This window comes from uncultured Ligilactobacillus sp., from assembly GCF_948826705.1.
Classification (GTDB): domain Bacteria; phylum Bacillota; class Bacilli; order Lactobacillales; family Lactobacillaceae; genus Ligilactobacillus.
The window spans coordinates 15,626-27,602 of the sequence record NZ_CAQLEL010000062.1 but is presented as its reverse complement, the minus strand read 5'-3'; the positions used below and the strand labels follow the sequence as shown (position 1 = coordinate 27,602).

Annotated in this window: 9 protein-coding genes; all 9 read left to right on the top strand. The window is 41.4% G+C overall.

Translation table 11 applies throughout. The features are described from left to right. Window positions 1-1,038 (top strand): accessory Sec system protein translocase subunit SecY2 (gene secY2 / locus Q9Q35_RS03485; RefSeq protein ID WP_304652157.1); only part of this gene is annotated, 1,038 nt, incomplete at its 5' end. A 20-nt stretch (window positions 1,039-1,058) separates the two neighbouring features. Further along, entirely contained in the window at window positions 1,059-2,585 is a 1,527-nt protein-coding gene (asp1, locus tag Q9Q35_RS03480; RefSeq protein WP_304652156.1) for an accessory Sec system protein Asp1, read from the top strand. Between the two features lie 11 nt (window positions 2,586-2,596). Then, window positions 2,597-4,126, top strand: a complete 1,530-nt coding sequence (gene asp2, locus Q9Q35_RS03475) for an accessory Sec system protein Asp2 (protein ID WP_304652155.1) — start codon at window positions 2,597-2,599, stop codon at window positions 4,124-4,126. Continuing rightward, window positions 4,107-5,000 carry an accessory Sec system protein Asp3 gene (asp3, locus tag Q9Q35_RS03470; RefSeq protein ID WP_304652154.1) on the top strand — a complete coding sequence of 298 codons (894 nt, stop codon included), beginning with the start codon at window positions 4,107-4,109 and terminating at the stop codon, window positions 4,998-5,000. Before asp2 ends, asp3 begins: the two co-directional genes overlap by 20 nt. Continuing rightward, on the top strand, window positions 5,001-7,355 hold the full coding sequence (gene secA2, locus Q9Q35_RS03465; RefSeq protein WP_304652153.1) for an accessory Sec system translocase SecA2: 2,355 nt from the start codon (window positions 5,001-5,003) through the stop codon (window positions 7,353-7,355). It abuts the gene before it with no gap. An 18-nt stretch (window positions 7,356-7,373) separates the two neighbouring features. Further along, window positions 7,374-8,891, top strand: coding sequence for an accessory Sec system glycosyltransferase GtfA (gene gtfA, locus Q9Q35_RS03460; protein ID WP_304652152.1), 1,518 nt, complete (start codon window positions 7,374-7,376; stop codon window positions 8,889-8,891). Further along, complete coding sequence (gene gtfB, locus Q9Q35_RS03455; RefSeq protein WP_304652151.1) at window positions 8,884-10,200, top strand: accessory Sec system glycosylation chaperone GtfB; 1,317 nt, start codon at window positions 8,884-8,886, stop codon at window positions 10,198-10,200. Before gtfA ends, gtfB begins: the two co-directional genes overlap by 8 nt. Before the next feature lie 4 nt (window positions 10,201-10,204). Continuing rightward, window positions 10,205-10,372 (top strand): hypothetical protein, encoded by a 168-nt coding sequence (locus tag Q9Q35_RS03450; protein ID WP_304652150.1) that lies wholly within the window; start codon window positions 10,205-10,207, stop codon window positions 10,370-10,372. 228 nt (window positions 10,373-10,600) lie between these two features. Then, window positions 10,601-11,881 carry an NCS2 family permease gene (locus Q9Q35_RS03445; RefSeq protein WP_304652149.1) on the top strand — a complete coding sequence of 427 codons (1,281 nt, stop codon included), beginning with the start codon at window positions 10,601-10,603 and terminating at the stop codon, window positions 11,879-11,881. Window positions 11,882-11,977: the final 96 nt, after the last annotated feature.

Below are 11,977 nucleotides of genomic sequence, written 5' to 3'. Positions count from 1 at the left end.
TTTTCTCTAGGTTTAGCTCCTTGGATGGCAGGAATGATCTTTTGGCAATTATTGACAATGACGAAGATCTTTGGTCTGGATCAATTGCCACAAAAACAAGTAGATCTGCGACGAAATCTCTTTATTCTTGTGATCGCTTTGATCGAAGGGATAGGGACAGTATTATTGATGAAAGATCAATTTATTGATTTTTCTCAAGGACAACTCTTTGAATTGATGCTCCTATTAGTTGCGGGTTCCTTTTTCTTGATCTGGTTAGCTAACATCAATAGTGTTTGGGGATTAGGTGGTCCAAGTTTGTTGATCTTATATGGAATAGTTGGTTCATTGGGGAGTCAATTTGGAATGATCATTAGAAATATTTTGACGTATCCATTTTGGTGGGCACTTGGAACGAGCGTAGTACTGATAGTGGCTACTTTAGGGGTGATCGCCTTAGCATTTATCTTTGAGTTATCGGAGTATCGCTTAGAGATAAATCGTATCATGTTGAACCAACAACTGCTAAAAACTTCATATATCCCGTTGAAGTTAAATGCTGGGGGCAGCATGGCGTTTATGTTTGGCTTAACGATGTTGATGTTGCCACAAGCACTCTTTCAACTATTAGTCGAATATTTCCCTGGAAATAAGATCTTGCTGTGGCTGGTAAGTAACAGCAGTAGTACAGAATTTTTTGGAGTTACAGTCTACAATATCGTGTTGTTTAGTTTAACGATGTTGTTTGCGTATGCAATGCTAGATGTAACGGAAATGGCGGACAATTTACGAAAAAGTGGTGATTATTTCACCGGGATAGATCCGGGTCGACCGACAGCTAAATATTTGCGTTCAAAGCAGCGAACAACTGCCTTTATCGGAGCAGTTTTCACTGTTATAGTAGCTGGTCTACCGCTATATTTAGGGGTTATTTGGCCTAAATATGCGACTGTTGTTATGCTGCCGGGGATGAGTATCATGTTGGTCGGTTTGGCAGTGACAGTAATGTTTCAAGTGCGAGCGATCAATATCTTGCACAATTACGATGAACTGTTTTAGTGAAATGAGGTGAAAAACTGGTGTATTACTTTATTCCGGCGTGGTTTAAAAATGATGAACGTTCATTTTACAATGTGGCTGAACCATGGTACCGCGATAGTAAAAAAATCGAATTTGATGACTCGATCAATCAGATCAAGATGTTTGAAAATGCTGGAAGGGCTGTTGAATTGTTGATCCTCGGGTATATGCCAAATCTGCGCTCATTTTTACAGCGCCAAGAATTGGATGAGACCGCATATATTAGTATCTTTGATGAATTACAGGGGATCAGATTGCGGGGGACTCGGCGGATCATGATAAATGACTTGAAGTTTCCTGCCGATGCCGAGTTTGTCTATACTCCATTTCGGATCATGGTCTATCACAAAGAGCAGATCTATGCCAAAATCGATATTGGAGCTTTAGGGGAGCTGTTGACAGTGACACGCCCAACTAAACAGTATGTTTTTGATGATCGTGGCTTTCTATCAAGTATTTTTTATACGACTGCTGAAGGAACACCTTTGCGACAAGAATATTTAGATCTTGCGGGTGAAGTGCGCTTCGTAGAAGATCTACAAAGTGGAAAAGTTCAGATCGCACCAGCTTTCTTGAAAAATTTCAAGTATTCAGAATATGAAAATATTCAAGCGTTGGTGACTGAAAAATTCAGCCACTTCTTGCAACAAGTCACAAATGAGGATGCTTTTGTGTTGGCTGCGGGAGGTCAGCGGACTAAACTAGCATTAGAACTGATCAATGGTCCTAAGATCATCATGTCTTATTTCACCGGACGCAATAAAAAGTTAGCGCCACTTCAAGCAGAACCGGTCGCCAAAGCATATCTGGCTGTTGCAGATACCAAGGCGACAGCAGATTTGATCGCACCACTTTACCCAGCTGAAAAGATCAAAGTGGTCACTCCATTTGATACACGGTTGCGTTTAGGGCACAGTCAACGACTAGCTAAAGATTGGCTACTCTTTTTAGTGGATGAGATCGCTGCGCAAACGCTAGATCAAGCTTTGAGTCAGATCTTAGAGTTGATGCGTCAACAGCCTAAATTGGGACTAGAACTTGGAGTTTTCAGAAAAAATGGTGTTAATTTGCATAATTTGCGTGCCCAGATCTTAGCTAAAGCTCCAGATTTTAAAGTGAGTTTACCAGACGATAAAAAAGAAGCTGAAAATCAACTAGAAGAAAAAAAATATGCGGGTGAAGTTCATTTATTCTACCTAGATACGGAAAATGAGATCGTGCGCGCTTTGGATCGTGCGCGAGTTTTGATCGATCTAGGGACACCACCTGATCTTTATGCTCAGATCGCAGCGATCAGTGCGGGAGTACCGCAGATCGTTTTGGATGAAGAACAACTTGTTGAGCATGAAAAGAACGGATTAGTCTTACAAGGTGATATAAATAATTTAACTAAAGCGATCAAATATTATACGCAAGAATTAAAATACTGGAATGAGGCCATGATGTATGCTGTGGCGAAGATCTCAGAGCTAACAGGTGGCAACTTAGCTAGACGTTGGCAGACATGGTTGGAACAAAGTGAGTAGGTGATGAACAGATGAAAATTCTTCAAATTGGCCAAACAGATCTATGCTCAGAATTAAAACTAGATCCAAGCACCAAGTGGGAGTTTTGGGAAGTCGAACAGATCACAGAATTTTTGGGACCTTATAATTTACCAAAAAAACCAGCTCGTTTTAACTTTGCAGCTGTCATTTTCACAAGTACGGTCCCAGCAGAAAGTTTAAAAATGCTTCAGAAATTTTTACAAGCTTATCGAGTCGTTATTTTAGCCGGAGTACAGCTACCAGAACTAGTTGCGCGCTACAATGCTTGGCAAGTCACATATGCGCAATTGCCACATTTTGTAAAAGATATCGAACGTGATTTTTTCCTCAGTCAATATGGAGATAATGCAGCGATCGAAAGTGTAGAAGTTGCGCGTTCTTTTCAAGGAGATATCAAGTATCGTGGGCGACACCAGTTGGAATTGACGGGGGAGTTTGGGACCGAGTTCAAACCGATCGCAACCTTTAAACGTGGATTTTATATTTCGGAAAAAAACGGCATCGAACTATGGCCAGTTTTTGAAAAAAGTGCAGCTGTTGAACTTAAATTTATTGTGCGCTTAGCCTATGTTGGGGATATCGAGATCCAAAAGACATTGGAATTTTCTAAAGACCAGCTGGCTGAACCGTTGATCTTAGAGGGGCTAGATGGCAACGCTACGGCAACCGTCAGTATATGGGCTAAAGGGCAAGGTACTTTGGTGTTAGGGAATATCAACAATCGTCTGACACGGCATCAATATGGCACTTTGATCATGGGGGGCCAACGTTTTACCGATCACAAACGGCAAGAATTTTTCTATTACTTTGATCCGGGAAATTTAAAGCCTCCACTTACGGTCTATTTTGCTGGGTGGCAACCGCGAACAGGCTTTGAAGGATATTTTATGATGAAACGCATGGGGCATCCGTTCATTTTATTTGCTGATCCGCGATTAGAAGGTGGAAGTTTTTACCTAGGCTCATCGGAATATGAGGCCAAGATCAAATCTGTGATCGAAGAAAGTTTGGCTAAGCTTGGTTTTACCAATAAAGAATTGGTCTTGTCAGGGATCTCAATGGGAACGACAGGTGCGATCTATTACGGTTCTAAGATCGGGGCTCGGGCAGTGCTCGTGGGTAAACCCTTGATAAATTTGGGGACGATCGCGTTGAACAACACTTTGCATCGGGCAAATGAGTTTGATACGGCGCTTGACCTTTTGTTGATCCAACAAGGAAAAAATTCGGCCAAAGCGGCTACTGAACTTGATCAGCGAATGTTACAGGCTTTGAAAAATTCTCAATTAACGGCAGGCCAAGTTTTAGCGGCTTATATGCGAGAAGATGACTATGACGGCACGGCTTTTCATGATCTAGTAGAAAATCTGCAAGCTGATCAAGTAAAAGTCATCGGTCACGGTTATACCGGACGTCATAATGATGCTTCCAATAGTGTCATAGTATGGTTTTTGAAACAGTATGAATTACTTTTGCAAGAATTTGAAAGGAAGGGGCAAGATGAAACAGATCAGCGCTAATATCATCACTTGGGACCCACGCGAAGATGAAACATATTTGAATGGCTCGCAGATCAGCCTTTCAAAAGGAGAAGTCGCGTTTGAAAATGAATTGATGAGTCCGGGAAAACCGCTAGTTACTTGGTATTCACAACAAAATTATCAAACAAACCGCAATCTAGCTAAGTTGCCCCTTTTAACTCGGGGGCAGACCTATCAGCTAAAATTGGTGGCAACTGTTGAACCGCGCCAAACGCTTTATCTCAAAGTGAGCTTTTATAGTCGCTTTGGCGAGGTGATGCGGACAGTATTTATCAAAGACTCACAAGGTGAATTTGAGTATCCTAAAGATGCTTACGAGTACCGCTTAGAATTGATCAATGCGGGAGCCAAGAAAGTAAACTTCAAATATTTGATATTGGCCCAAGCTAAACTCGATCTGCAGTCAGGTTATTGTGTTCAAACTGGAAGCTCATTGGGATCAAAAATAGCGATCGTTTTTGCCGAACCAGATCTGCGGGCATTGATCACAACAAAACCTAAAGCTGATACGGTCATTTTTAGTGCTTATGGATCTCATGCATATTTTGAGCCAAGTATGGGCGAAAAGATCGCAGAACTTGCTGATAAAGCTGAACAGTTGGCTTTTATCGGCAATGGTCCACTTTCAAATGCTGCAGCAGCCTATTACAGCAATAAATATCATCAACAATTGTTGATAACTCCACAATTACCGACAGAAAAGCAATTAGATCAACTCCCTGTAAAACTTTCAGACTTACAAGCAGTTTTTGAAAAGGCGACAGTTTATCATCGGAATATGAAAATAGAGGATGATTTCGCAGAAAAACTTTATGAAAATAATGTGGCACAAGATGATTTGAGGGTCAGATAAATGGAATTAACAAAAATCGTTGATCGCAGAGATTATCATATTTTAAACCGAAATTTAAGGAAGGTAAATCGCTTAGCGCCACAAATGGCTGCTTTGACTGATGAACAGTTACAACATAAAACAGTTGAGTTCAAAGAACGTTTAGCAAAAAAAGAGACCTTGGATGAACTATTGCCCGAAGCATTTGCGACGATCAGAGAAGCCGCAAAACGGGTCTTAGGCATGTTTCCCTATGATGTCCAGGTCCTAGGTGGCATCATCATGCATGGGGGCAATATTGCTGAGATGAAGACAGGCGAAGGTAAGACGTTGACAGCTGTCATGCCACTATATCTGAATGCATTGTCAGGCAAAAGTACGATCTTAGTTACGCCTAATGAGTATCTAGCTCAACGGGATGCAAGTGAGATGGGACCGTTATATGAGTTTATGGGGCTAAGTTTAGGCTGTCGTGCGGGCGAAGAACAAGAGGAACTTAAACCACACGATAAGCGCTATATTTACCAACAAGATATTGTCTATACGACCAATGCTACGCTAGGTTTTGACTATTTGATCGACAATCTAGCAGAAACGGTGGATAAAAAGTTTATGCCTGAATTCAATTATGTGATCATTGATGAAGCCGATGCGATCTTACTTGATTCAGCGCAAACACCCTTGATCATTTCAGGAGCGCCCCGTGTGCAGTCAAATCTCTATGGCTTAGTGGACAATTTCATCTTGACGCTAGAGGAAGATCAAGCGTACAAATTGGATGAAAAAAGAGAATCTGTCTGGTTGACACCAACAGGGATCGCTGAAGCAGAGCAATATTTTTCGGTGCCTAAGTTATATGATGGGACCCATACCGAATTGGTCAAGCACATCAACTTAGCATTGCGGGCTCATTTGCTGTTTGAAAACGGTAAAGATTATGTTGTTCGTGACGGAGAAGTGGTCTTATTAGATGATAAAGATGGGCGGATCTTGGAGATGACAAAGCTTCAAGGGGGCCAACATCAAGCTTTAGAAGCAAAAGAACACGTTGAGATCACGCATAATATGCGAGCAATGGCGTCGATCACTTACCAAAATCTGTTCAAGCTTTTTCAAAAGACGGCGGGAATGTCAGGAACAGCTAAAACCGCTGAAGATGAGCTGATCGAAGTTTACCAGATGAAGGTTTTGCCAGTCCCGACCAACAACCCCGTGCAACGCATCGATGAACCAGATGAAGTCTATCTGACTTTACCAGAAAAATTGCGGGCTTCAATGGAAGTCGTGAAAAAGTTACATGCCAAAGGCCAGCCCCTTTTGATCGCTACGGGTTCAGTCGAGTTGTCTGAGATCTATTCAAAGTTATTGCTGACCGAAATGATCCCACATAGTGTGTTGAATGCTTATAATGATGCTAAAGAAGCTCAGATCATCAAAGAGGCTGGACAAAAGGGAAGTGTAACGGTCGCAACTTTGATGGCCGGACGTGGGACCGATATCAAGTTAGGACCAGGTGTCAAAGAACTCGGTGGTCTAGCAGTGATCGGAACTGAAAAGATGCCAAATGATCGGATGGAATTACAACTGCGTGGGCGAGCTGGACGGCAGGGAGATCCAGGTTACAGCAAGTTTTTTGTGTCGCTTGAAGATGAAGTCGTCCAAAAAAATAGTGCTAAACGGATCGAAAAATACTGGCGTAAGCATAAAGATCAGCCTAGCAATCGGCCTTTGCGCTCGAAATATCAAAAGATCGTTGCAAGCGCTCAAGTTGCCAGTGACAATAGTGCGCGTAAACAGCGACAATTGACGTTGGCTTTTGATGAAAGTGTCAAGACACAACGCGAGAAGGTCTATCAACAGCGCAATGAATTTATTTTTCAAGCAGATGATTTTGATTATGATGTTTTAGCTTTGATCGAAAACGATGTGGATGATTTTTTACAACAAAGTGAAACGACTAAGGATCAGATCGAGCGCTATATTTTTGATAATATCAGCTATGAGGCGCATTTTTTACCAGCAGAAGTCGATAACGTCCAGGTAAAAGAAATGATCTTACAATTAGCACAGACCGAGTTGGAGCGTAAAGCAGATGTTTTGAAAGATCCGGTCCAATTGCGCAATTTTTATCGGCTATGCTTGTTAAAAGCGATCGATACTAGCTGGATCGAAGAGGTCGACACATTGGAACAGTTAAAGAATTTGATCACAGCGCGGACTTCCGCACAACGTAATCCAGTTTATGAGTATCATTTTGAAGCTAAAAGGGCTTATCGAGCAATGCAGGCTAATTTACGGCGGTCAGCACTCCAGAATCTACTTTTGAGTACGATCACTGTTAAAAAAGACGGTAGTTTAGATATTTATTTTGCATAGTAGAAAGGTGAGAATACAATGACGGTCTATAGTTTTAACCAAGGTATCGGTTGGGCCAGTAGTGGTGTCGAATATGCCCAAGCATATCGCGCCAAAGTTTTTGCTAATTTAGGTGTAGATGCTAAATTTGTCTTTACTGACCTTATCTTGGGTGAAAATCTACAAACTTTAACTTCAAATATTGGTTTTAAAGATGAGCAGATCATCTGGTTGTATCAGTATTTTACGGACATTAAGATCGCTTCCTCCAGCTATACTCTGGAACAGTTGCAGTCTAGTCTCCGTTATACTGAGCGTGAAGGTGAATTTGAAACAGTCAATGAGCAGATAGTGCGTCTGCGCTTTCCTAAAGAAGACCAATATGCGACGGTCTATTTAAAAAAAGGCACTTCTAATATCGTAGATCGAGTGGAGCATGTTTCTAAAAATTATTTGATCCGCAAAGATTATTATACCTATACGCGATTGCTGACGGAGTATTATGCGCCGTTTGAAAATAAAGCGACGGTCTACTTGCGTCGCTTTTATAACGAAGATGGTTCGACAGCTTACGAACAAGTCATCGGTCCAACACAGACGCTTTATCGTTTTAAAGATCAAGTTTTGTATTCTAAAAATGAATTTATTGAATACTTTATCAAGCAACTACATCTAACAGCTCAAGATGTATTGATCATCGACCGAGCAACGGAATTGGGGCAAGCGGCTTTTGTAGCCCATGAACCAGCTAAACTAGGGGTCGTAGTCCATGCCGAGCATTTTAGCGATAATGTGACCGATGATAATTATATTTTGTGGAACAATTACTATGAGTACCAATTCGATAATGCTAATGAGATCGATTTTTTCATCACTGCTACTACTAGACAAAAAGAATTGCTAGAACGACATTTTGCTAAATACCAAAAGACGAGTCCTAAAGTAGTTGCGATCCCCGTAGGTAGCTTAGCTCAATTGCACCACCCCGTGACCTCACGCCGACCATATTCGTTGATCACGGCGTCGCGCTTGGCTTCAGAAAAACATATCGACTGGCTCGTTGAAGCGGTCGTTATGGCTAAGCAACACTTACCTGAGTTGACGTTTGATATCTATGGCGAAGGAGGCCAACGCCAACTATTAGAAGAGTTGATCGCTAAACATCAAGCGGGTGATTACATCAAGCTCCAAGGGCATCATGACTTAGAACAGATCTATGCCCAATACGAAGCCTATGTTACAGCTTCGACCAGTGAAGGTTTTGGCTTGACCTTGATGGAAGCTGTAGGCTCTGGGTTAGCGATGATCGGCTTGGACGTACGCTATGGAAATCAAACCTTTATCGAGCCGGGACAAAACGGCTATTTATTGGAATATACTGGGAAAAAAGATCAAAAACAGACCATCGAACGCTTAGCAAAAGCGATCGTGGAGCTGTTTACTAAAGTTGATCTAGCAAAAGCACATCAAGCATCATATGCGCTAGCGCAGGGATATTTGACCAGTGAAGTTGAACAAAAATGGCACCAACTTTTAGGGGGAATAACCAATGCTTAATTTATTTGAACGAAATGATCAAAAAACACGCGACCTCCTGTATTCTTTGAAGCAAGCGGGATTTGAGCGCCCGACTGTTTTTTTGGAAGATGATGGTTGGTTGCCACCCGAATGTGAATCGCCGTTTGCTTATTTTGCTGAGCAAGAAAAAAGCGGACGTCCACGTTATTTTAATGAGATAAAAGTACCGCGCTTTTGGGAGATCGCAGGCGATAATCGCCAAGCAAGTATCGGCTTTTATGGTCAAACCAAAGCTAAGATCGTCTATGCAGCGCCAAAAGAAAAACGTTGGGTCAAAGAGGTCAAATGGCTCGATCCAGCAGGGAGAACACGCCTGATCGACCACTATGATCGCTATGGACATCGCTTTGCTCAAAGTGTATGTGATGAGGCGCAAAAGCCGATCATTAAGACTTATTTTGATGCTAAACAACATGAAGTATTAGTTCAAAACTTTGTGACTGATGATCTGATCTTAAATCAAGGTGAGCAGATCTTGACGTTTAAGAATCTGACCGAATTTACGTTGTATTATTTGGCTCAACGTGGTTTTAGTCTTGAGCAGATCTTTATCAATTCGCTCTCTTATCCGCTCTTTGTGCTACTTCAATTACCGCAAACGGGGAATGATGTCTTATTTTGGCAAGAAGATTTCCAGGGAAATATTCCAGGAAATATGGAAATGATCATAAATGGTGGTGTCCAACGTCTCAAAAAGATCATCGTCCAAGATGCTAAGTCCTATCAAACGGCAATGCAACTGTCAAATAACTCATCATACTTTAAAAATTTGGGCTTTATTTATGAAAAGAAACGTGAAAATGAGCAACGAAAGCAGATCTTTATCCTGACAAACAGCGATCAACTCGAGCAGATCGAAACGTTGCACGCCCAATTACCAGAATTTGAATTTCATATCGCAGCGATCACAGAGATGTCGCAAAAATTGATGGATCTGGGACGCCAAGCAAATATTTCGTTGTATCCAAACGTTGCGCCTAAAGAATTGGCAAAGCTTTGGCAACAGGCAGATTTTTACTTGGATATCAATCATCACCAAGAGCTCATGCAAGCGGTGCGCCAAGCCTTTGAAAATGAAATGTTGACGGTCAGTTTTGAAAATACGGTCCATGATCGGCATTTTATCGCACCTGAAAATATTTATGCACCAGAGCAAGTCGAGCAGATGATCCAAAAACTAAAACAGGCGGCAAGTGACCGAGCATATTTAGATGCACTCTTAAAAGCGCAAAGAAAGCAAGCTGAAATGGGATCGGTGGCAACGTATCAAGCGGTGTTAGGGGGATAAGCTGATGAGTGAAGATCCGTTAAGAGAAGAGATCACCAAACGAATGGAGAAGGTCAGAAAAGATATTCCAGTCGAAAAAAAGCCTAATTGGCGGCGACGAGTGATCGTTTTAGTGATGACATTGGTCTTGGCTGGGGTAATGTTATTTTCGATCTTGCGATATTTTTGGTGAGAAGCAAGCGAAGTGTAAGCTAAATAACGAGGGGCCCACTATGATAGGTCCCTCGTTATTGTTATATAGAGCAGATGCTTTTATGATAAAATGATTAGAATCCACCCAAAAGGATGATATTACTTTTTTTAATATGAAATATATTAGAAAAATCAATTTTGGTAGTTGGCTAAAATTTTTGCTAGAATTGAATAATGTGTTAAAAAATAATAGAAACGAGGGGCGAAAGTGTTAGCTGATTTTAAAAATTTGACTAAACAAGCAAAAAAGACGGAGATCATTGCGGGGCTAACGGGATTTTTTGCGATCTCATATATCATTATTGTGAATCCGTTGATCTTGGCTGATGCTCATATCCCAGCAACTTTGAGTGTGTTTGCGACGATCTTTTCTTCGGCGTTAGGGTGTTTGATCATGGGGCTTTTTGCAAATGCTCCGATCATTATCACACCAGGAATGGGAGTCAATGCCTTCTTTACCTATACTTTAGTGGTCGGGATGCACTTAAATTGGCAACAAGCGATCGCGATCTCGATCATCAGTAGTGTATTGTACATGTTGGTCGCCTTCAGCAAGGCAAGTGAGAAACTATCTGAAGCGATCCCTCAAGAGTTAAAGATCGGGATCACAGCGGGGATCGGGCTGTTTTTAGTCACTTTGGGCTTAGAAAAAGCCAAATTGATCCAACAAGGGGGGGCCCGCTCGCTCTTGGCTGTTGGACACCTAACTGATCCTGAAGTGCTTTTAGCTTTATTTGGTTTAGCCTTGACTTTAGTTTTGTATCTAAAGAAAACTAAGGGAAGTTTTATGATCGGGATCGTTGTAACGAGTGCCTTAGGAGTGATCTTTAACGTTGGACTTCAAGCTCCGCCTAAAGTCAGTTTAGCTGATCTAGGTAAATACAGCGCGATCTTATTTCAAGGTGATTTTAGTAGCTTATTTTCTTTGAAATTCTTGTTAGCGGTCTTTTCGATGTCGATGATCTTGATCTTTGAATCGATGGGGATCTTAGAAGGATTATTACCAGATACGAAGAAATTTAAAAAGACTTTTGAAGCTAGTTCAGTAGCAACATTTTGTTCAGGCTTCTTAGGTACCAGTCCGACAGTTGCCGCAGCTGAAAGTGCAGCAGGGATCGAATCTGGTGGAAAGACGGGCTTGATGGCGTTAGTCAGTGGTGCAATGTTTATCTTGTCATTATTCTTTATACCACTGCTCAGCTATGTTCCACAAGCAGCGATCGCACCAGTGATCATCATTACGGGAGCGATCATGATGCAACAGCTGAAAGCCTTGGATTTTGATGATTTTTCAGAATGGTTCCCAGCATTTTTGATCATCGTGTTGATCCCGCTGACTGGTTCGATCTCGGTTGGCTTAGCCTTTGGTTTTGCAGCCTATCCATTGGTAAAATTTGCGGCACATAAAACGGATAAATTAAATCCATTATTATGTTTGTTGAGTCTCTTATTTATTTTACAATTGATCTGTGAAGCAGTCTTACTATAGTAAAATTAGGTTTTGAGCAGAGCATTCTGTTCAAAACCTTTTTTTATTAAAAAAGTATTGTTTTTGAATGTGAAAACTTGCTATACTTAGAAATGA

Coding starts and splice junctions, on each gene's coding strand:
- asp2 (WP_304652155.1), top strand. CDS start 2,597: ATGAAAATTCTTCAAATTGGCCAAACAGATCTATGCTCAGAATTAAAA.
- asp3 (WP_304652154.1), top strand. CDS start 4,107: ATGAAACAGATCAGCGCTAATATCATCACTTGGGACCCACGCGAAGAT.
- secA2 (WP_304652153.1), top strand. CDS start 5,001: ATGGAATTAACAAAAATCGTTGATCGCAGAGATTATCATATTTTAAAC.
- gtfA (WP_304652152.1), top strand. CDS start 7,374: ATGACGGTCTATAGTTTTAACCAAGGTATCGGTTGGGCCAGTAGTGGT.
- gtfB (WP_304652151.1), top strand. CDS start 8,884: ATGCTTAATTTATTTGAACGAAATGATCAAAAAACACGCGACCTCCTG.
- Q9Q35_RS03450 (WP_304652150.1), top strand. CDS start 10,205: ATGAGTGAAGATCCGTTAAGAGAAGAGATCACCAAACGAATGGAGAAG.